Annotated in this window: 14 protein-coding genes and 1 tRNA gene; 1 reads left to right on the top strand and 14 read right to left on the bottom strand. The window is 72.5% G+C overall.

Annotation, left to right across the window (positions count from 1 at the left end):
* Positions 1-2 precede the first annotated feature (2 nt).
* From ACZ466_RS10745 to ACZ466_RS10790, 10 genes are all read right to left on the bottom strand, one after another.
* On the bottom strand, positions 3-2,066 hold the full coding sequence (locus ACZ466_RS10745; RefSeq protein ID WP_378288871.1) for an ABC transporter ATP-binding protein: 2,064 nt from the start codon (positions 2,064-2,066) through the stop codon (positions 3-5).
* A gap of 47 nt (positions 2,067-2,113) precedes the next feature.
* Positions 2,114-2,338: an MbtH family protein gene (locus ACZ466_RS10750; RefSeq protein ID WP_378288873.1), complete on the bottom strand. Its 225-nt coding sequence runs from the start codon at positions 2,336-2,338 to the stop codon at positions 2,114-2,116.
* Positions 2,339-2,536: 198 nt separating this feature from the next.
* Positions 2,537-2,821 carry a hypothetical protein gene (locus ACZ466_RS10755; RefSeq protein WP_378288876.1) on the bottom strand — a complete coding sequence of 95 codons (285 nt, stop codon included), beginning with the start codon at positions 2,819-2,821 and terminating at the stop codon, positions 2,537-2,539.
* An 11-nt stretch (positions 2,822-2,832) separates the two neighbouring features.
* Positions 2,833-3,663: an enoyl-CoA-hydratase DpgD gene (gene dpgD, locus ACZ466_RS10760; RefSeq protein WP_378288878.1), complete on the bottom strand. Its 831-nt coding sequence runs from the start codon at positions 3,661-3,663 to the stop codon at positions 2,833-2,835.
* Positions 3,660-4,961: a (3,5-dihydroxyphenyl)acetyl-CoA 1,2-dioxygenase DpgC gene (dpgC, locus tag ACZ466_RS10765; RefSeq protein ID WP_378288880.1), complete on the bottom strand. Its 1,302-nt coding sequence runs from the start codon at positions 4,959-4,961 to the stop codon at positions 3,660-3,662. The genes dpgD and dpgC overlap by 4 nt, the downstream gene beginning before the upstream one ends.
* Positions 4,962-5,020: 59 nt before the next feature.
* Positions 5,021-5,767: an enoyl-CoA-hydratase DpgB gene (dpgB, locus tag ACZ466_RS10770; RefSeq protein WP_378288882.1), complete on the bottom strand. Its 747-nt coding sequence runs from the start codon at positions 5,765-5,767 to the stop codon at positions 5,021-5,023.
* Positions 5,768-5,776: 9 nt separating this feature from the next.
* Entirely contained in the window at positions 5,777-6,967 is a 1,191-nt protein-coding gene (gene dpgA / locus ACZ466_RS10775) for a 3,5-dihydroxyphenylacetyl-CoA synthase DpgA (protein ID WP_378288884.1), read from the bottom strand.
* A 144-nt stretch (positions 6,968-7,111) separates the two neighbouring features.
* A complete protein-coding gene (locus ACZ466_RS10780) occupies positions 7,112-9,397 on the bottom strand; it encodes an aminotransferase class I/II-fold pyridoxal phosphate-dependent enzyme (protein WP_378288886.1) in 2,286 nt (761 codons plus the stop codon).
* A 417-nt stretch (positions 9,398-9,814) separates the two neighbouring features.
* A tRNA-Leu gene (locus ACZ466_RS10785) sits at positions 9,815-9,889 on the bottom strand.
* Positions 9,890-9,984: 95 nt separating this feature from the next.
* Positions 9,985-12,804, bottom strand: coding sequence for a helix-turn-helix transcriptional regulator (locus ACZ466_RS10790; RefSeq protein WP_378288888.1), 2,820 nt, complete (start codon positions 12,802-12,804; stop codon positions 9,985-9,987).
* Positions 12,805-13,538: 734 nt separating this feature from the next.
* Between ACZ466_RS10790 and ACZ466_RS10795 the strand changes: the two genes are divergently transcribed.
* Positions 13,539-16,208, top strand: a complete 2,670-nt coding sequence (locus tag ACZ466_RS10795; protein ID WP_378288890.1) for an AAA family ATPase — start codon at positions 13,539-13,541, stop codon at positions 16,206-16,208.
* Positions 16,209-16,272: 64 nt separating this feature from the next.
* Here ACZ466_RS10795 and ACZ466_RS10800 read toward each other — a convergent pair whose 3' ends face one another.
* The 4 genes from ACZ466_RS10800 to ACZ466_RS10815 form a co-directional block, all read right to left on the bottom strand.
* Entirely contained in the window at positions 16,273-17,244 is a 972-nt protein-coding gene (locus ACZ466_RS10800; protein WP_464043348.1) for a streptomycin biosynthesis protein, read from the bottom strand.
* 405 nt (positions 17,245-17,649) lie between these two features.
* On the bottom strand, positions 17,650-18,135 hold the full coding sequence (locus tag ACZ466_RS10805) for a dihydrofolate reductase family protein (RefSeq protein ID WP_378290265.1): 486 nt from the start codon (positions 18,133-18,135) through the stop codon (positions 17,650-17,652).
* A 161-nt stretch (positions 18,136-18,296) separates the two neighbouring features.
* Positions 18,297-19,364: a hypothetical protein gene (locus tag ACZ466_RS10810; protein ID WP_378290263.1), complete on the bottom strand. Its 1,068-nt coding sequence runs from the start codon at positions 19,362-19,364 to the stop codon at positions 18,297-18,299.
* 283 nt (positions 19,365-19,647) lie between these two features.
* On the bottom strand, positions 19,648-20,556 hold the full coding sequence (locus ACZ466_RS10815; protein ID WP_378290261.1) for a helix-turn-helix transcriptional regulator: 909 nt from the start codon (positions 20,554-20,556) through the stop codon (positions 19,648-19,650).
* Positions 20,557-20,750 lie beyond the last annotated feature (194 nt).

The raw sequence follows: 20,750 nt of genomic DNA on the forward strand, positions 1-20,750 counted from the left end.
CTTCACCGTCCGGGCGGCGGGCCCGGCGGGGGCCCTGGAGGCATTCCCGGTGGCGGGCCGAACGGCGGCGGCCCCATCGGCGGGCCCATCGGCGGGCCGCCGACGTGCATGGGCGGCGGGCCGCCGGGGAAGCCGGCGGGAGCACCGTTCCGGGGGGACGGACGGGCGGCCGCGAACTGGGTGCGGCACAGCTCGGCGTAGAGGCCCTCGTGCTCCAGCAGTTCCTCGTGGGTGCCGCGTTCGCCGATCTCACCGGCGTCGAGCACCAGGATCTGGTCTGCCTCACGGATGGTGGACAGCCGGTGCGCGATGACCAGTGAGGTGCGGCCGGCCAGCGCGGCCTTCAGCGCGCGCTGCACGGCCGCCTCGGACTCGGAGTCCAGGTGCGCCGTGGCCTCGTCGAGGATGACGATCGGCGGGGCCTTGAGCAGCAGCCGGGCGATGGCGACGCGCTGTTTCTCTCCGCCGGACAGGCGGTGGCCGCGGTCGCCCACGACCGTGTCGAGGCCGTCCGGCAGCGAGGAGATCAGCTCCCAGATCCGCGCCGCCCGGCAGGCCTCGATCAGTTCCTCCTCGGTGGCGCCGGGACGCGCGTACTCCAGGTTCGACCGGATGGTCTCGTGGAAGAGGTAGGCGTCCTGGGTGACCACGCCGACCGTCTCGCGCAGCGAGTCGAGCGTGACGTCGCGGAGGTCGTGACCGGCGATCCGCACGGCGCCCGAGTCCGGGTCGTACAGCCGCGTCACCAGGTGGGTGAGCGTGGTCTTGCCGGCGCCCGAGGGGCCGACCAGGGCGGTGAGCTTCCCTTCGGGCGCGCGGAAGCTCACCTCGCGCAGGGTCATGGCGTTCTGGGCGCGTTCGGGTACGGGCAGCGCGAACGACTCGAGCGAGGCCAGCGACACCTCGGCGGCGGACGGGTACCGGAACGACACCCTCTCGAACTCGATCTCCGGCGCCGTTCCGTTCTCGGGCACGGGGGACGCGGCGGACAGGACGGGCAGGGCGCGGGCGTCGGGGCGCTCGGCGATCAGCGGCTTCAGGTCGAGGATCTCGAAGACCCGGTCGAAGCTGACGAGCGCGGTCATCACGTGGGTCAGCATGCTCGACAGCTGGTTGATCGGGGCGAACAGCCGGGTCAGCAGGGTCGCCAGGGCCACCAGCGTGCCGATCTGGATCGCGCCGTCGATGACCAGGACGCCGCCGAGGCCGTACACCATCGCGGTGGCCAGCGAGGTCAGCAGCATCACCGTGATCAGCAGCAGCTCGCCGTAGACGGAGGTGATGACGCCGATGTCGCGGACCCGGGCCGCGCGGGCGGCGAACAGCCGGGCCTCGGCCTTCGGGTGCCCGTAGAGCTTGGTGTGCAGCGCCCCGGCCGCGTTGAACCGCTCGTGCATCACCGAGGCCATCGCGGCGTCCTGCTGCATCGACTCCCGCACCAGCCGCTGCAGCCGGCGCCCGACGAGCCTGCCGGGCAGCAGGAAGAACGGCAGCACGGCCAGGGCGACGAGCGTGATCTGCCAGGAGAGGTAGAACATCGTGCCGAGCACCAGCACCAGGGTCAGCAGGCTGGACAGCGCGCTCGACAGCAGCGAGGTGACCGCCTGCTGCGCCTGGAGCACGTCGGTGTTCAGCCGGCTGATCAGCGACCCGGTCTGCGCGCGGGTGAAGAACGCCAGCGGCTGCCGCTGGACATGGTCGAACACCTCGGTGCGCAGGTCGTAGATGAGCCCCTCGCCGATCCGCCCCGACAGCAGGCTCTGGGCGAGCCTGGAGCCCGCCTCCAGCAGTGCCAGCCCGGCGACCGCGAGCGCGAGGATCACGACCATGCCGGTGTCACGGGGCATGACGCCCTGGTCGAGGATGTACTTGAACAGCAGCGGAATCGACACCGCGATGAACGCCGTGAGCGCGGTCAGCGTCAGATGACCGGCGATGCGCACGCGGTACGGCCTCGCGTAAGGGAGGATCCGCCGGACGGTGCCCGGCTTTATCCGCTGCCGGGTCGGCGGCTCTTCGTCATCGCCGAACCCGTTGATGATTATCGGCCCCGGACCGCCGATCATGGCACGGAAACCTCCTTTCGCTCACTGTGGCCGCTGGCGGGGACGGGTCACCGCGCGGTCTCGTACTCGCGCATCTCCTCGATGAGGCTCTTGGGCCGCATGTCCGTCCAGTTCTGCTCGATGAACTCCAGGCAGGCCTGCCGGGTTTCCTCGCCGTGCGCGACGGTCCAGCCGGCGGGCACGTCGGCGAACGACGGCCAGAGCGAGTACTGGCCCTCGTCGTTGACGAGGGCCAGGAAGGTGCCGTTCTCGTCATCGAAAGGATTCGCCATGATCACTCCTTTGACAAAGGAAAGCACTTGTTCTTGCACATTCCTTCGCAAAGATAGCGGCGACCCCGAGAACCCTGCAACGCCGCATAAATGGACACTTACCCGCACCGTCCAACTGTTCAGAAAAACACTTGGACAAAAGAGAGGGGCCCGCCGAATTCATCGGCGAGCCCCTCTCCACGGGGTTTCCGGAAAAGGTCAGGCGCCGGACCAGCCGTGCGCGCGGGCCAGGTCCAGCAGGCTCTGCCGGACCCGCACGACCTGCTCGCCCGGCAGCTCGGGCGCCTGCGCCAGCAGGATCTCGGTGATCTCGTGGGCGAGTGCGGACCGCGGAGTGCTCCCCCGTTCCGGCCCGTCTTCCAGCCCGCCTTCCGCTCCGCTCCGGACCTGCCCCTGCTCGTCCGGCCGGCCGGAATCGCTCACCCGGGCCGCGTGCGACCGCCCGGATCCGCTCTCGTAGTTCTCCCCAGGACTGGTCGTCATCGCCGTCCTCCTCAGTGTCCGGACCATTCGGGGTCCCGTTTCTCGGCGAAGGCCCGCGGGCCCTCCACCGCGTCCCGGCTGCGCATCCGGCGCTCCTCCCACACGTAACGCGTGGCGAACGCCTGCTCCAGAGGCATGTCGACGGACCGCAGCACCGCCTCCTTGATCGCCCGCACCGACAGCGGAGCGCCGCGGACCAGGTCACCGGTCCACCGGTCCACGCACTCGTCCAGGGCGTCGTGCGGGACGACCTCGTTCACCAGCCCGAACCGCAGTGCCTCCGCGGCGGACATGCGGCGGCCCGTGAGCAGGTGCCCCATCGCCGCCTTCAGCGGCAGCTGCCGGGCGAGCCGGAACGCGCCGCCCGCGCCGGGGACCAGGCCGAGCCGCACCTCCGGCAGGCCGAAGACGGCGTGTTCGGACGCGACGATGATGTCGCAGGCCAGGGCCAGCTCGAAGCCGCCGCCGAGCGCGTAGCCGTTCACGCGCGCGAGCACCGGCTTGGACAGGGTGGTGAAGCGTTCGGTGAGCCGCGGCCAGCCGGGCAGGCCGCGGCTGCCGAACGTGGTGGGGGGCGCGTCCTCGGCGTTGAGCCGGGCGCGTTCCTTCAGGTCCTGCCCGACCGAGAAGGAACGGTCGCCCGCACCGGTCAGGACCGCCACCCGCACCTCGTCGTCCGCCTCCACGTCGTCCCAGATGAGGGCGAGCTCCTCGTGCGTGCGGAGGTCCATCGCGTTCAGCACCGCCGGACGGTCCAGGGTGATGCGGGCGACATGGTCCTTCTTCTCGTACCGCACCCGGACGTCGTCGTCCGCGGACCCGGTGCCGGCTTCGCCGGTCATGACGGCCCGGTCGAGAAGCGGCCGACCTTGTCGATGACGTCCTCCCCGTAGATCCGCAGCGCCTGCTGCAGCGCGAACTCGGCCATGTAGCGGCGGAACTCCTCCGGCGGTTCCTCGGCGAGGTTCAGCATCCGGCGGTTGGTGACCACCGCCGGGCCGCGCAGCCGTCCCACGGCGCGTTCGATGGCCGCGTCGAGGTCGCGCGGCTCCACGACCTCGTCGACCAGCGTCCGGGCGTCGGGCTCGGTCGCCCAGATGCGGCGGCCCGAGAGGATGACCTGGCGCGCCACCCGCGGTCCGGTGAGGCGGCCGAGCCGGTAGTTGCCGGCGCCCGGGATGATCCCCTCCTGCGCGGCCGGCAGGCTGAGGTAGGCGTCGGCCGCGGCGATCACGTGGTCGAAGACCAGCAGGAGCTGGCCTCCGCCGCCGATCGCGAAGGCGTCCACGGCGGCGACCCACGGCTTGTCCGCCGTCGGCCACTGCCACGCCCCGTCCCCTCCGGTACCGCCCTCCGCGCCGCCTTCGCCCTCGACGCGCAGGCCCCGTACGAGCTTGCTGATGTAGCCGAGCTCGCGCCTCAGCAGGAAGCCGACCAGCGAGATGTCACCGGAGTGCAGGCGCTTGAGGTTGATGCCCGCGCTGAACACCCGCCTGCCGCGGTAGCGGGGATGGGTCATCTCCCCTCCGCGCAGCATGCCGACGCCGACCGCCGGGTCCAGCAGCGCCAGGTCGACGGCGGTCTCCATGTCGTCGACCTGGATGTCGTCCTCGGCGTTCAGGCAGTCGTCGCGGCACATGGTCAGGTACGCCACGCCGTCGCGGCGTTCCAGCCGTACGGCCTCCATCTCGACCAGGCCGGTCCGGGTGAACTCCGGCAGCAGCCGCAGCGCCCGCGGGGTCGGCCGGAGCATCGCGTCGACCAGGTGCGGGCCCGCGACCGGGGAACGCAGCACGGCCCGCAGGAAGATGCCCTGGTCGATCTCCCGGCCGTCCTTGCCCGCCTGCGGGCGGGCCCGTTCGACGGCGAGCTGCTCCGCCGTGGGGACGAGCCCGGGGTAGGCGTTCGCGGCGGCCTCGACCAGTTCCCCGATCCGCAGGTGGGCGGTGCGGCCCCCGGTCAGGTCGTCGTAGACCGCGTCGGCGTGCGCGTCCATGAACCGGGTGCGCAGCCTCCGGGCCTCCGCGGCGGCCGCCGCGATCGCCGAGCGCTGCTCGGGCGAGCGTTCCACGGGCTCCGGCGCCGCCGACACCAGGTCCTCGAAGCGACGCACCGCGTCCGCGAGGACTGTCCACTGCACGGTTCGCCTGGACGCCGCGCCTCCTACGGCCTCGCTCGGCGGCGCGGTGGCGGGCGCCGTCACGACGCCGTCCCCGCCTCGGCGAGCTGCCGCAGCGCGCGGTCGCAGGCGGCCAGGTGGGCGCCGAGCGCGTCCTCGAAGCTCATGGTGGCCGCGTCGAACATCAGCCGCCGCCGGATCGCCAGCTCGCTGCCCGAGAAGCCGCCGAACCGCCCGGCCGCCGCGGTGAGCGCGGCGGCCGGGTCGTCGGCCACCTCGGTGAGCAGGCCGAGGCCCAGCGCCCGCGACGCCTCGACGGGCACGCCGAACAGCAGCGCCGAACGGATCGCCGCGGCTCCCGCCTGCTGGACCAGCCGGAACACCGCCATGCCGGGCCAGGTCGCCACGCCGTCGCCCGCGACCAGCAGCCGCACGTCCGGGCCGGCGATGCGCAGGTCGGTGGCCAGCAGCGCGTCCAGGGCCGGACCGCCGACATCGCCGGCGGCGACCGCGACCGTGGTCATGGGCAGCCTCTCCAGCCGCCGCAGCACGCGCTCCCACTTGGTGACCAGCGGCGTGTCGAGGGCGCCGGTCCACGCGCCCTCGGGCGCACCCGTGACCTGGACGACCACGACGCCGGGACCCGCGTGGTCCTCGGCCCGGTCGCAGACCGCGCCGAGCGCCCTGACCGTCCCGGCCGAGAACGCGGCCGCCCCGTCGACCCGGACCGTCAGCCCCTCATCGATGCCCGCCGGAGTACCCGCCTCGAACATGTCAGCCCCGCCCTTTCCCGTCTGCTCCGCCATCACCACTGGATCGGTGTTCATCAGGTCCGCTCACCACCGGACCAGGGCGGTCTCGAGCGTGGAGCCGGGACCCATCGTCATGAGGACGCCGTACTCGCCCGGCCTCGTCACGCCCTCGTCGAGCAGCCGCTCGTAGGAGAACAGGAACGAGCCGCTGGAAACGTTGCCGTGGTCGCGCAGCACGCTGGTGGTGTGCCGCACGTCGTGCCTGCTCAGCTCGAGGTTGACCACGACGGCGTCGATGACCTTCTTGCCGCCGGAGTGCACCACCCAGTGCCGTACGTCGCTGCGCCGCAGGCCGGTGCCCGCCAGCAGCCGGTCGGCGACGATCTCGGCGTGCGCGCCGACCACGTACGGGATCTGCGGGTCGAGGAAGAAGCTGAACCGGCCCTGGTCGCGGTCCCAGTCGTAGCGCATCGCGTCCACGGCCTCGGGGATGATGCAGCTGGCGAACTTCAGGATGCGCGGGCCCCGCTCGGCGCCCGCGGCGGGCCCGCCGGCGTCCACCGCGGGTTCGGCGATCAGCGCGAGCGCGGCGGCACCGTCGCCGAACAGGCTGTTGACGACCGCGGTCCGCATGGTGGAGTCCATCGCGTACGCGGCGGAGCAGACCTCCGCGCACAGCACGACGGCGAGCCGGCCGGGGTGCGCCACGGCCCAGCCGTTGACGACGTTGAGGGCGTTCAGCCCGGCGTTACAACCCATTCCGACGATGTCGGCGCGGCTGCAGTGCCGGTCGATGCCCAGTTCGCGGATGAGCAGGGCGCTGAGCCCCGGGGTGAGGAATCCGGTGGAGGTGACGCAGCACAGGTGCCCGAGGTCGGAGAGCTCGGCGCCCGCCCGCTTCAGGCAGGCGTGGAGCGCCTCGGCGCCCATCTCGACCGCCAGCCGCCTGTGCTTGTCGAGCAGGTCGCCCTGCGGTTCGGAGACCCGCGCACCGGACGCGCCGGGCTCGGGCAGGGCGAGGTTGCGCCGGTCGATCGCGCTGTTGAGGAAGACCGAGCGCACCTTGGGATCGGTGATCCCGAACGCGGCGAGCACCTCCTGCTGGGAGTAGGAGGTCGCGGTCACGGCCGTCCCGACCCCCACCATCCGGGCGAGGTGGGGGCCGGGCGGTAAGAAGGCGGGCTCGGCGTCGAGGAACGCGGCGTCCGGTCCCGCGTTCGGTACGGCCTCCGGTACGGCGCCGAGGTTCTCCGGGGTTTCGAGGTTCAAGGTCATCGGAAGGTCCATCCCCACATTCGTGGCTTGCTCCTGATCGGTGTGACTCCGCGTTCGATCACGGAAAGCGCCTTTCTCTCGCGTCCCGTCACAGTGGGACGTTCCCGTGCTTGCGCCTGTGGTCTCGCTGCTCATGGAGGGCCGTCATGCCTGCGCCTCGTTGCTCTGCGCCTCGATGAAGTGGGCGAGCCGGGCGGTGCCCTCCTCGATCTCCGCGGAGGTCAGGTAGCTGGTGGACAGCCGCAGGGCGTGGTGGCCCCCTCCTTCGGGATGGAAGTAGGTCATGGGCGTCCAGATGACCCCGAACTCCTGGGCGGAGCGGTTCAGCGCGGCGTTGCCGGTCCGGAACGGCACCTCGACCGTGAGGAAGAACCCCCCGGCGGGCTTGTTCCACCGCACGCCGAGCGCGGCGCGGCGGCCGGCCGGGAGACGCCGGTCCAGGTGCTCCAGCGTGGCCCGCATGGTTCCCGCGTAGTGGGCGGCCGCCGGGGCGTTGAACTCCGAGAGCCGGCCGCCGGCGCTGAGCAGGGCGCCCGCCACGGCCGCCTGGCTGAGCGAGCTGGTGTTCACGGTCACCATGCTCTTGATCTTGGCGAGCTCGTCCGCCAGCAGCCCGGTCCGGCCGGTCTCGTCCTCGACCCGCTGGTCGGCGATGACGAAGCCGACCCGGGCGCCGGGGAACACCGTCTTGGAGTAGGAGCCCAGGTGCACGACCCGGCGCTCGCGGTCCAGGGACTTCAGGGTCGGCGGCGGCGGGCCGGGGCTGACCAGCCGGTAGGGGTTGTCCTCCAGAACGAGGATGTCGTGCCTGGCCGCAACGGCGAGCAGCTCGCGCCGCGAGCGCAGGTCCATCGTGGTCCCCGACGGGTTGGAATGGTCGGGCACCACGTAGAAGGCGCGGGGGCGGCGGCCGCGGGCACGCTCGGCCAGGATCGCCGCCTCCAGGTCGGCGCAGCTGACGCCGCCCGCCCGCTCCTCGACCCCGGTCACGGCGATGTCCAGCAGCCGGGCGGCGCCGGTGATGCCCACGTAGCAGGGGCTGGACACCAGCAGCACGTCGTCGGGACCGGCGATGAGCGCGCGCAGCACCAGCAGCATCGCCTCCTGCGCTCCGACCGTCACCACGATGGACTCGGGCGGGACGTCGATGTCCTCGTCGATCCGCAGCGAGTCGGCGATGACGTCCTGGATCTGCCCGGCGGTGGGCCCGTACTGGAACAGGTTGGTGCGCAGCGCGTGCGGAGAGCGGCCCTGGGCGGCCAGGTGGTCGAGGTAGCGCCGCAGGTAGCCGAAGATCTGCTCGTTCTGGAACAGGTCGTCGTAGGGGCGGCCGGGCGCGAACGAGATCGCGTCCGGATAGCGCAGGGTGATCTCGTTGAGGAAGGTCATCGTGTCCAGCACCGGGCTGGACACGCTGCCGTGCAGCTCCCTTTTGCGGAGGTCGGCCCCGGCGGGCCGGGGCGCCGGCTCCACCGGGCCGGAGCCCGGCGGGTCCGAGGCGACCGGGCCCGGCTGCGTCCGTACGAGACCGGGACCGATGTCGGCGACCGAGCCCGCCCCGGTGAACGTCATCGCCTCCTTCAGCTCCGTGACGACCACGTCCAGCACGCGCGCCGCTCCGGACTCCCCGTCCGCCGCCAGCCCGTCGAGCACCGGACGGCCGAGGCACACCGCGTCGGCGCCCGCGGCGAGCGCGATCAGGACGTCGGCTCCACCGCGGACCCCGCCGTCGAGCAGCACCGGGCAGCGACCGGCCACGGCCGCCGCGACCTCGGGCAGGACGTCGATCGCTCCCCGCCCCCCGGGGCGGCCGGTGACCACGATCCCCGCGGCGCCCGCGTCGACGGCGCGCGAGGCGTCCGCCGCGCTCAGCGGCCCGGCGACGAACACGGGCAGCGAGCAGGCCGAACGCAGCCACTCGACCTCCACCGGATCGGCGGGGTCGCCGTGGGCATCGGACGGGCCGGCCAGGTGCGCGGGCGCCGCGGCCACCGTCAGGCAGGGCACGTCCGCCGCCACCATCAGCGCCTCGAAGCCCGCCCGCTCGGCCCGCTCGACGAGCCGCCGGGTCACCGCGCGGTCCTTGTACGGCGGGAGCCGCAGCCAGCAGGTCGTGTCGGCGGTCGCGGCGAGCTCGGCGAAGGTCCGGCCGGTGTACGCGCTCACCACGACCGGGACACCGGCCGCGGCGGCGGCCCGCACCATGGCGGGTTCGCCGTTCGGGCAGGCCAGGTCCGGCCCGGCGAGCGGGGCGACGGCCAGCGGAGCCGCCCAGGTACGGCCGAGGATCTTGGTGGCGGGGTCGGGCGGGCCGATGCCCGCCGGCCGTCCCGCCCCGCGGGGCCGCAGGCCCGTCCGGCCGAAGCCCGCGATATCGGCCGCGTTCCGCCGCTCCCGCTCCGCGACGAACCCGCGCAGCACGGGGTTCATGCCCTCTTCCACCGGTCGCGCGAAATCGCCGGGTGCGCCTTTCATAAGGCGACCGTCCGCGCACGTGCCCTGTTCGCTGCCTCGTCCGGCCATGAAGATCCCCCGGGCATTGATGGTGGAGCGCTTCCTGAGCCCGGCCAAGGATTACACGACGGCATCCGCCCGACAAGGAGCGTCCATGTCCAAGCGGGAATCCTCCACGGTTGGACAGCCCAATAGGGCCGGACCGTCCGCAACGTGACGGTGGTGCACAGTTTCCGCACGCCATATTCTTTGTTCATTCTCTTGCTCGTCCGGCCGGTGCCGGTCGGGCCCGGCCGTCCGACCGTGATCGCGGGGCCGTGCGCGGTCGAGACGCCGGAAGCGAACGCGGGGCCCCGGAGGAGGGCCCCGCGTTCGGCCGGGCGGCGGGTGCGGTACCCCCGATCGGAATTGAACCGACAACCAGAACCCTTTTAAGGGGTTTGCCTCTGCCATTTGGGCTACGGGGGCGAATTGATCGTAACGCCCTCGTACGGGTGACCGCCAGATCGGAGGTGTCCATTGAAAGGCCCCGGGAGCCGCGTGTGACGAATGCCACTCTCGGCCTAGCCGGTGGAATCCCGTGACAGGGGCATGAGAAACAGCGGCAGATCGGTTCGCCGGCCGATCTTCAGCTTGCGGTACACGCGGGTCAGATGCTGTTCCACGGTGCTCATCGTGACGTGCAGGCTGCGTGCGATCTGCCGGTTGGTGTAGCCGTCGGCCGCCAGTTCGGCCACCCGCCGCTCCGCCTCGCTCAGCCCGTACAACGGATCGGAGCCCGGGTCGGCTCCATCGCCCTCCGCGACGTCCGCCGGGTCCGCCGCACTCGCCGGGCCCATGCTCACCGGCAACTCGGCCCCGCACTCGGCCGCGAGCGAGCGAGCCCGCCGTTCCAGCGCCGTGGCGCGGCACGACCGGCCCTCACTCCGGTAGGACGCGCTCAGGTCCAGCAGCGCGCGGGCCAGTTCAAGCCGGTCGCCCGAGCTCTCCTGCGCCTCCACCGCTTCGGTGAGCAGTGCCGTGCGCCGGTCGGCGTCGGCCGCCGCGGCCAGCACGCGCAGGGTCATCCCGCGCGTCCTCAGCTGGGCGCCGGCCTGCCGCCCTTGGCCGTCGGGCAGCCGCTTCAGCTGGTCGGCCGCGAGCCTGCCGGCCTCCTCGCGCTCCCCCAGCGCGAGATGGGCCTCCGCCTGGTCGATCCGCCACGCGACGAACCCCGGCACGTCGCACTCCCAGAAGGTCATCAGCTCGCCGCACGCCCTGAACTCCGCGAGCGCCGCGTGCGGGCGATCGGTCGCGAGGTAGTAGCGGCCGCGTGCCTGCAGGTAGGGCAGAACCAGCGGGCTGCGGAACAGCGGGCCCGGCAGCGGCACGTCCAGGTGCTCCTCGACTTCCTTGAACCTCCCCATCGCCGTCAGGGCCAGCACCAGGATGGCCAGCGGGAACCCGACGAGCACGCCCCAGCCCTTGGGCGTCAGGTCCGTGAGGGCCCCCCGCGCGCATGTCACGGCCGCTTCCAGATCGCCGTGGCGCTGATGGATCAGTGCCCGCAGGACACTGGCGAACGCGTTGACCAGAGGCGTCGATCGTGCCGCGGACCCGTCGAAGGAGTCGAGCCATCGGACCGCCTCACCGGGCTCGTCGGCATAGACCAGAGCCGCGATGGCGACGACCGGGGCCAGCGTCCGCAACGTCTGGCCCGCGGCGCCGAGGATCTCCTCCGCTTCGACGAGCGTCTCCTCGTGGGCGCCGCGCACCAGTGTCCCGGCCAGCCTGGCCTCGCACCCGAAGGACGGCGCCAGAGGGGTGGGAAGCGCTTTCTCTCGTGGGCCGCAGGGCAGGGACGGCAGATCGTCGAGAATCTCCTGCCGGAACAACCCCGGGTAGGCGTGGCGCAGCCACCACAGCGGCACGTCGAACGTCGTGCCGTACGTCACCGTCGGCGCGTCGGCGGGGCCGGCCCCCTCGTGCATGAGCTCGAGCGCCTCGTCGATCCGCCCGAGCCAGAACAGCCAGGCGACCAGGACCGCCGCCGCGTGGGCGGGGAGCCGCCCCTCCCGCAGGCCGCGGATCAGCTCGGGCAGGTGGCGGGCCGCGGTCGCCGGGCCGAGCTGCCACTCGGCGCCGGCCAGTTCCAGATGGATCGCCGGCCGCTGGTCGTCGTCGGCGCACTCCCGCAGGGCCAGCCTGAGGTAGCCGACCGCCTCGGTCACCCCGCCGGCGGCCAGCGCCTGCCCCGCCGCTTCCCGGAGCACGGCGCCGGCCCACGGGGCCCGTGCCCGGTCGGCGGCGATGAGGCTGCCGGCGACGACCTCCGCGGAGGCACCGTGGGCGTGCAGCACCTCCGCCGCCCGGAGGTAGAGGGCCGTGCGCTCGTCGGGGCGCATACCGCTCAGCACCGCCGCGCGGACGGCCTCATGAATCCGGCCGCCGCCGTCGATGAGACCGGTGGCCCGCAGCACCTCGCGGGTCAGGCCGAGGGATTCGGCGTCGAGCCGGACCAGCTCGCCGAGCAGCCCCGGGGAGGGATGGTCGGGAAGCACCGCCAGCCCCCGGGCGAGCGCCGTGGAATCCGACCGGTGGACGCAGGTCAGGACCGCCTGCCGGAACGCCTCCCCGAAGACGAAGCAGGCGGGGCGGGCCGGGCCCGACATCCGCAGGTCCTCGACGAGCGCCTGGACGAGCAGCGGGTTGCCGCCGCTGACCTCGTGGCACTCCGGCGCGAGCCGCCGGGCGGGCAGGGGACCGAGATGCTCGGCGAGCATCTCGGCGACTCCCTGCCCGGTGAGGGGCCTGACCCTGACCCGCTGGGCGTACGGCTGGCGGAGCAGATCGGTGAGCAGCGGCGAGTGCGGCCGGGTGGGGCGCAGGCACTCGGTGAGCAGCATCAGCACGGAGGTCGTTCTCAGCCGGTGGCCGAGGTACAGCAGGAACTGCAGGGACGGCTCGTCGGCGTGGTGGATGTCATCGATCCCGATCACCAGCGGACCGCGTCCGGCCACCTCGAGGAGGATGGCGCTCAGGCCGTTGAAGATCGTCGCCGGCACCCGGGCGACCGCACCGGAGTCCGCGTCGCCGTCGGGGCCGGGCTCCGCGCCGATCCGGTGCGCCATCGCGGCGAGCGTGCCGTCGCCCAGCAGGCGTTCGGCCCGTTCGCTCTCGGCGGCCGTCAGCGCGGGGTGCTGGAAGAGCTGGCTCACCGAGCTCAGCGGCAGGTTGCGCTCGACGCTCGACGCCGAGGCGCTGAGGAAGGTCGAGCCGGCCGCCGCCTCGCGCCCGGCGAGGATGTGCATCAGCCGCGTCTTTCCCGTGGCGGCCGCCCCCTCGATCAGGATCACCCTTCCGGTGACCGGGCGCCTGGTAGGAGAAATATCGGCGACCCCCATTGACCAATCACCCCCGTGGACTCCGTCATCGCGTGCGACGTCTCGAAGCCGGCAGAACTACGGCCGATCATTGACCGGCCGTGGCCGTGCCGGTGTGCGGCACGGCATGATCTTGACTCGCTCCGCTGCCGACCACCCCGTTACGACGCTTCGACTCCCCCGTGATGAATCCGTGATCATTATTTCCTGATCAACGGCTCTGTAGCCATAGCCCCACCTTGACCGCTTTCTGCCATTTGAATCTCTCTAAGGTCTATGATCAGTTGACACCGTTCGAGCGCCGCGTCAAGAACCCCCTTCGGCCTCCGGTGGACAGCGTGCGGACGGTTCCCGGCCCGCGCCGGGTTCCGGGGTCGGCGCCTCTCGGGAACACCCCGCACCGCCACCCTTTCGCGTGGCCGGGAAGCCCTCTGGCGGACCCACTCCGGTTCGACCGCCGCCTCGCCGCGGAGGTTCGCGGGCGCGACCCGGATCTAACCCCGGCGGCGGGTGAGACTCACCGGCCGGGGGCGGCGGAAACGTCTTCTGACCAGGAGTCTCGGGTGCACGGGGGCACCGCCGCGGCTCGTTACGTCCTTGTGACTCGATGCGTGATCTACTCCTGGCGTCGTCGCCCCACGGGACGGGCGACCTGCGACGCGAGGGAGTCGGGGATGGCAGCGACGGTGGTTTCGGCACTGGCGACGGCGCCCGCCGCCGGGGTCGGCATGCCTCCATCCTCGGGGAGCAGGGGCATGAATCTGATCGAGCGCGAACGAGAACTGACCAGGCTCACGAACCTTTTCAGCGAATCGCAGGCCGGCCGGGGCAGAGTCGCCGTCGTCAGCGGCACGGTGGGCGCCGGGAAAACCGCACTGCTGCACACATTCGCCGAGACCGCGACGGCGTCCGACGCGTTCTTCCTCAGCGCGGCGGCCACACCGGGGCGGCGGAAGATCCCGCTCGGGGTGGTGCGGCAGATATTCCGCGGCATCGCCTCCCTGCCGTGCGGCGGATCGGATGTGACGCGGCTCCTCGACGAGGCAATGGGCGCGGCATTCGCCGGAGACGACTTCTCCCCGATCGACATCACCGAGACCACCGGAGCCGTCCTCCAGAAGTTGAATGATGTACTACTCACCGCCTCTCGGCACGCCCCTCTGGTGATCGGTATTGACGATGCGCACCACGCCGACACCGCCTCACTGCAATTCCTGCTCTACGCCGCCCACCGGGTGCGATCGGCCCGCGTCCTGATGGTCCTCAACGAGCCGGCCGGGCCGTGGCAGGAGCACCCCGCGTTCAACGCCGAGCTGCTGAGCCTGCCGCACAGCCGGCACATCCGCCTGCGCCCGCTCTCGCGACGCGGCCAGGCCCGGCTGCTGGCACCCCGGTTCGGCGACCCGGCCGGCCATCGGCTGGCCATGACATGGCAGGCGATCACGGGCGGCAATCCGCTGCTCGCCCACGCCCTGCTCGAGGACAACAGGCACCTGGTCCGGCCACCGGACCAGCCCCTGGTGGACGCCGCGTACACCCAGGCCCTGCTGACCTGCCTGCGGCGGGGCGGGCCGGCGATGGTCGCGGTCGCCCGCGCCCTGGCCGTCCTGGAGGAGCCGGCACCCTCGCGCGCTCTGCTCGGCCGCCTGCTGGACATGGACGCGGAGCATGTCCGTGACACGATCGAGCTGATGAACCGGGCCGGGCTCCTCGGTGGCGGCCGGTGGCGGCACCCCGCCGCCCGGGCCGGAGTGCTCGACAGCATCGCCCCCGGCGAGCGCTCCGCGCTGCACGGCCGGGCGGCCCGGCTGCTGCACGAGCACGGCGCGGCCCCCGCGGTCGTGGCCGGCCAGCTCGTCGCGGTGGGCGACACCGAGGCCGCGTGGGCGGTGCCCGTGCTGGAGGAGGCGGCCGAACAGGCGCTGGCCGCCAGGGAGACGCACACCGCGCTGTCCTGCCTGCGGCTGGCCCACCGGACCGACTCCGACGAGCGGCAGCGGGCACGGATCACGAGCGCGCTGGCCGGCACCGAGTGGCGGATCGATCCGTCCGCCGCGGGCCGGCTGCTGCCCGCGCTGGTCTCCGCCGCATGCGACGGCCTGCTCACCGGCCGGCACACGGCCCGGCTCCTGGGCCACCTCATGTGGTGCGGGCGCGTGAAGGAGGCCGCCGGGCTGCTGGTGCGGCTGACCGCTCCCGGGACACCGCGCCCCATCGGGGCCTCGGCCCACCTCGAAGCCGTGACGCTGTTGATGTCGTGCGTCTACCCGGACGTGGTGCGCCGCGCGGCGCCCCGGTCGACGGCGACCGCCGGCAGGCGGGACGCCGCCGCCTCCGCGGACCGTCGGGTGCGGGCCGCCTCGGCACTGTCGGCGGTGCTGACCGGCGCGTCCGACCGCGACGTGATCGCCACCGCCGAACAGGTCCTGCAGGGAACCCGGCTCGGCGAGCAGCTCTCGGAGTCGCCCCTCGCCGCGCTGGCGGCGCTGGTCTACGCCGACCGGCCGGATCAGGCGGCGACGTGGTGCGACCCGCTCCTGACCGAGGCCGCGACCCGGCGCGAACCGGTCGCCCATGCCGTCCTGGCCGCCGCCCGCGCGGTGATCTCCATTCGCCAGGGGGATCCTGCCGGGGCCGAGCGGCACGCCCGGACCGCCCTGACCCGGATCTCCCCGGCGAGCTGGGGCGTGGCCATCGGCCTGCCGCTGTCGGTGATGGTGCTCGCCGCCACCGCGCTCGGCCGGTTCGAGGACGCCGCCACCTACCTGGACGTCCCGGTGCCGGAGGCCACGTTCCAGTCCCCGTGCGGGCTGCACTACCTGCAGGCCCGCGGGCGGTACCACCTGGCGACCGGGCATCCGGCCGCGGCCCTGGCCGACTTCGAGCACTGCGGCGGGCTCATGACCGCCTGGGGATTCGACCGGCCCGGGCTGATCACCTGGCGGAGCGACGCCGCTCAGGCGCTCATCGCCCTCGGCGACGCCGGACGCGCCGTCGAGCTGATCGAGGCGCAACTGGCCCTCGTCCCGCCGGGCCCCTCCAGGACGCGCGGCATCTCGTTGCGGGTGCGGGGGATGGCCGCCGAGGGAGACGAGCGGAACGCGTGGCTCCAGGAGGCCGTCGACGTCCTGGAGCAGAGCGGCGACCGGTACGAGTCGGCGCTCGCGGCCGGAGAGCTCGGCCGCACCCGGAACCCGGGCGCACCCGGCGACCGGGCCCCCGACCCCGAGCCCGATGCCCGCGACCTGACCGAGGCGGAGAGCCGGATCGCCACGCTGGCGGCCGAGGGATGGACCAACCGCCAGATCGCCGACAAGCTGCTCATCACGGTCAGCACCGTGGAGCAGCACCTCACCCGGGTCTACCGCAAACTCCAGGTGAACCGCCGCACCGATCTGCGGGCGAGGCTGCGCGGCGATGGCTGACCGGCGGGGAGGGCGAACGGTGGCCTCCCCCGGAAGGGAAGACCACCGCGGTTCGGGCCCGCCGTCAGACGATGCCGGCGACCTGCCGTTCGACCTTCGCCGCGAAATCGGCCCAGACGTCCGCGCAGTCCCTGGCCAGCCGGGCGACGATGTCCCCGCAGTGCGGAGGGACATTGCTGATGATGTCGTCCCAGTCCGCCGACTTCATCGTGTGGATGTTCAGCAGTATCAGCAGGTTCCGGCCGGTCTCGCTGAACCGCAGGGCCGGATCCGCCTTGAGCCTCTCCACCACCGCCGTGCGGTCGGCCGGCACGCGGGCCGGCACGGGCGCGGCGGCGGCCCGGCCCGCGCGCCGGCCGGCCAGGCTGACGGGCGCGCTGCGCCGCCGCGGCAGTGGATCCTCTCCCCGGCGCAGCCGGTTCCGGACGTCCCGGGCCGTCTCCGGCGAGATCCCCGCCCGCCGCGCGATCTGCCGCAGCGAGAGGTCCGGGTTCTCGGTGATCAGCTCGGAGGCGATGCGCCGCCCCTCCGAGCCGTTGATCGGCCGGACCCGCCCGTCGCGCCCCATCCGCGCCGTCTCGGCGGCCGGCTCGGCCGTCGCCCGCCTGCGAATCTCGGCCACCGTCCCCGGAGCGATCCCGGTGACCGACGCGATCATCCGGTCCGACCACCGCGGATGCGAGGCGATGATGCGCTGCGCCGCCCGCTTCCGATCGGCCAGCGACAGCGGCAGCCCGTGCGCGATGTTCGACTTGACCGCCATCACGAAGGCGTCGGCCTCGTCCCCGTCGAAGAACCTGACCGCGATCGTGTCCTGGCCGCCGAGTTCGGCCGCCCTCAGCCGGTGCATCCCGTCGATGACCGACATCGTCGCGCGGTGCACGATGATCGGCGGAAGCTCGGCCCCGGCCGCGGCCAGCGCCTCCACATGGTCCGGATTCTCGCCGAAGATCCTGGGCGAGTCGGCACCCGACAGCGCGCCGATCTCGACCTGGACCACCGGCTCCTCTTCGATTTCCCCCGTCGCCGATTGCACGAATTGCTCCCCTGGTTCGACTCAAAGAAATCCGATATTCAATTGTTTATCGACTCATGAGCAATTCTGGACTCTAATGCGGCACCCGGAGGCGAGGTAGCCCCTAGCCGCCCCTACCCCCGCCCCCCTAGCGCCCTCGACCGCCGTCCCCTAGCAGGCACCTGACCAGGCAGGGTCCCCACTCAGGCACGGGGACCGTGACATCCGCCATGCCCGCCCGACACCCCACCAGGAGGCCCACCCCCTAGCCCCGAGCCCCCGCCGGGAGCGACCGTCCAGCCAAGAAGAATATCTCCGCGAAGGGCGGATAGAGTTGGCCGGAGATCATTTCGCACCAATCCAGAAGACACTTTCCAGGCGAGCAAGCCCCACCAGATCCCGGTCATGCCCGGCGCCGGTGACACGTCATCGAAAGGCGTCCATGGTCTGCCGCCCACGGCTCGATCGCCTCGCGGTCACCGCTGCACCGCGGCCGAGCACGATGGGGACCCGCACCACGTGCATGTGATCGACCAGCCCCTCGGCGAGGAAGTCGCGGATCACCGAGGGTCCGCCGCCGAGACGCACGTCCTGGCCACCGGCCGCTTCGCGGGCCGCCTTGAGCGCCTCGGCGGGTGAGGCGTCCAGGAAGTGGAACGTGGCGCCGCCCTCCATCTCGATCGACGGCCGCGGCCGGTGGGTGAGCACGAAGACCGGCGTGCGGAACGGCGGGTTGGCGCCCCACGCGCCCTCGTAGCCGGGGTCGTCCTGCCAGCCGGGCGGGCCGAACGTGCCGACGCCCATGATCTCCGCGCCGAAGCCGGCACCGTGCGCCGCGGCGAACGCGTGGTCGGCGCCGGTGCCCCCGTCCCGGCCGCCGCCCATCGCATGCCAGAACCGGGTGGCGAACATCCACTCGTGCAGGCGTTCACCGGCGTGCCCGAACGGGGCGGCCGGCCGTGCTCCGTCCGCACGGCCAGAAGTGCGGTAGCCCGCCCGCGGGAGGTCTACCGCACCATGCCGGCTCCGGGACAGGTCGCGGGAGCGGCGCCCGCCGGGGAACGGCCTACGGCTCAGCCGGTCTCGACGGGGGTCAGGGCGAATCCGTCGTTGGGCTTGCCCGCGAGAAGGTCGGCCAGCCCGCCGCTGAGCGCGTACGTCGTCGTACCGGGTCCCGCTGTCACGTCGCTGGTGACGGCATCCTTGACGGTGTCGGTGACCTTCACCGTGGCCTCCTTCCAGCCGTCGCGCGGCTCCACGCGCTGGATATCGGCGGGCCTGCCGGACAGCAGACCGCTGCTGACCGCCGCGATCGAGCCGTCCTTCAGGAGCCGCATGCCGGCCGTCGGCGCCCCCAGCGGCTTGTCGAGCTTCACCTTCTGCGCGTCTTCGGGACTTTGGACGGGCACACGCACCAGGGAGCCGTCGGCCATGGCGATGATCAGCTGGTTCCCCTTCACCCACTGCACCGCTGACATGCCCACATCGTTCAGGAAGTCGGGGATGTCCAGCGTGCCCTTGAGCAGGTCGTTCCGCAGGAGGACCGAGGCGCGTCCCCTGCGGTCGATGCGGAACACCGTCGGGGTCAGCTCGTCGACGGCGTAGACGGTGCCGTCGGGCGCCACCGTCACGTCGGAGATCAGATGCCGCTCGCCGTCGAGGGCGACCGCGGTCAGATCGACGCACCAGCGCTGCTTGCCGCTCTTCAGGTCGTAGCTGCCCACACCGGCGACGTGGAAGGGCTTGTCCTTCTTGGAACGGCCGGCAGTGCCGTAGTCCACATTGCTGACCAGGATGCGGTCCCGCTCGCGGTCGACGAGGACGGCCTGCGCCGACACCAGCTGCGGATCGTCGATATGGGTGCGCACCGTTCCGTCCGGACCGACGGCGAAGACCTTGCCGTGCTTCAGCGAGCCGGCGAAGAACGTCTTCGACTGCGCGTCGAAGTCCAGCGAGTGCGGGAACACATTCGCGCCGTCGGCCTTGATGACGCCGGGCGTCTTCTGCGTGCTCCGCCCGATCCGGGGCTGCGTGGAGTCGGATCCGGCAGAGGGACCGCTCATGGCGAACGCCGTCCCGGTGGCCGCGACGGCGACGACCGCCGCGCTCGCGATGGCGATCTTCAGCTTCGTCCTCTTCATCGTTTCCGCTCCTCGGGAGAAATGGTGTCGGTGTGTAGTGCGGTGAGCCGCCCGGGGGTCACCCGGCGATGTCACGTCCGAGCAGGGCGGCGAGCTCCCGGCACCTCGAAGGCGGCGACCAGGGCGTCGGCCGTCGTCAGGAACGTCCCCTTGAGCGCTTCCGCATCGAGGGTCATCGGCGACGGGAGGCGCGCGTGACGAGGTCCCCGCGGTACTCCCTGGGCCGGGGGCTGCCGGGTGATGTTCAGGCGGGTCGGGGTGTTGCGGCGGCCGGACGGCCGGGTCAGGAGTGCACGGGAGAAACGACGCGTACGGGGTGGGCGGTTGCCGCCATGTCCGCAAGGGTCTGGTTGAGCAACTGCAGTGCCGCCTGGGCGGCGGAGCCGGGCGCCGCCGTCGTCACCACCAGCCGGATCCCCTGCCCCCGGGGCACCGGGAGCGAGTGCTGCAGCACGTCCAGCTCCCCGACCACCGGATGGCGCATCCGGTACTCGGCCATGTCCCAGGCGCGCACCCGGTGCTCGGCCCACAGCGTGGCGAACTGCGGGCTGCGCATCGTCAACTCGCCTATGAGGGAGGCCAGCTGCGGGTCGTCGGGATGTTCGCCGACCGCCTGCCGCAGCTTGCCCACCACGTCCCGCGCCTTCCTGGGCCAGTCCACGTACAGGTCCCGCGTGTGGGCGTCCAGGAAAACCAGCCTGGCGGTGTTGGGCCGCGTGGCCGCTTGCTCCGGGCTGTCCGGGGCCAAGTGCCCGGCGAACAACGCATGCCCGGCGGGGTTCCACATCAGGATGTCCGAGCGCCGGCCGAGGACGACCACGGGTGAGTCCCCGAAGGCATCCACCAGTTGGCGCACCGCCGGGGTGACACGCTCGGCGGGGAGCCGGCGGCGTCTCTGCCGGGCATCACCGGACAAGGTGTGCAGGTGCCGCCGCTCCGCGTCGTCCAGCCGCAGAGCCGTGGCCAGCGCGTCGAGGACCTGCGGCGAGGCGTTGAGCGACAGTCCCTGCTCCAGCCGGATGTAGTAGGCCACGCTGACACCGGCGAGCTGGGCCAGTTCCTCACGCCGCAGCCCCGGCACCCGCCGCCGGTCGCCGTAGTCCGGCAGCCCCACGTCCGCCGGCTTCAACCGCGCCCGACGCGTGGAGAGGAACTCACCGAGGAGGGACTTGCCGCGCGTTGCGTCGTTCATGCGACCGAGTATGGCCAGGCTCTCCGGATTCAGCCTGCCCCTGGGAGTAGCAGGCGCGGAGTCGGGCGTACGTGGCGCGTCCGGCCTCACGGGAATCGCCGTGGTGCGTGCTGCGGGTGCGGCACAGCCCCGCAATGAAGTCGCGCTTCACCTGCGAGGCGATGCCGAAGGCCGACTCGTCGCCCGCATCGTCG

The organism is Actinomadura rugatobispora (assembly GCF_055379765.1).

Excerpts from the sequence above, each read along its gene's own strand:
- ACZ466_RS10790 (WP_378288888.1), bottom strand. The coding sequence starts at position 12,804 with ATGGGGGTCGCCGATATTTCTCCTACCAGGCGCCCGGTCACCGGAAGG.
- ACZ466_RS10750 (WP_378288873.1), bottom strand. The coding sequence starts at position 2,338 with ATGGCGAATCCTTTCGATGACGAGAACGGCACCTTCCTGGCCCTCGTC.
- dpgD (WP_378288878.1), bottom strand. The coding sequence starts at position 3,663 with ATGACCGGCGAAGCCGGCACCGGGTCCGCGGACGACGACGTCCGGGTG.
- ACZ466_RS10755 (WP_378288876.1), bottom strand. The coding sequence starts at position 2,821 with ATGACGACCAGTCCTGGGGAGAACTACGAGAGCGGATCCGGGCGGTCG.
- ACZ466_RS10810 (WP_378290263.1), bottom strand. The coding sequence starts at position 19,364 with ATGAAGAGGACGAAGCTGAAGATCGCCATCGCGAGCGCGGCGGTCGTC.
- ACZ466_RS10795 (WP_378288890.1), top strand. The coding sequence starts at position 13,539 with ATGAATCTGATCGAGCGCGAACGAGAACTGACCAGGCTCACGAACCTT.
- dpgA (WP_378288884.1), bottom strand. The coding sequence starts at position 6,967 with ATGACCTTGAACCTCGAAACCCCGGAGAACCTCGGCGCCGTACCGGAG.
- ACZ466_RS10805 (WP_378290265.1), bottom strand. The coding sequence starts at position 18,135 with ATGTTCGCCACCCGGTTCTGGCATGCGATGGGCGGCGGCCGGGACGGG.
- ACZ466_RS10780 (WP_378288886.1), bottom strand. The coding sequence starts at position 9,397 with ATGAACCCCGTGCTGCGCGGGTTCGTCGCGGAGCGGGAGCGGCGGAAC.
- dpgB (WP_378288882.1), bottom strand. The coding sequence starts at position 5,767 with ATGAACACCGATCCAGTGGTGATGGCGGAGCAGACGGGAAAGGGCGGG.
- ACZ466_RS10745 (WP_378288871.1), bottom strand. The coding sequence starts at position 2,066 with ATGATCGGCGGTCCGGGGCCGATAATCATCAACGGGTTCGGCGATGAC.
- ACZ466_RS10815 (WP_378290261.1), bottom strand. The coding sequence starts at position 20,556 with ATGAACGACGCAACGCGCGGCAAGTCCCTCCTCGGTGAGTTCCTCTCC.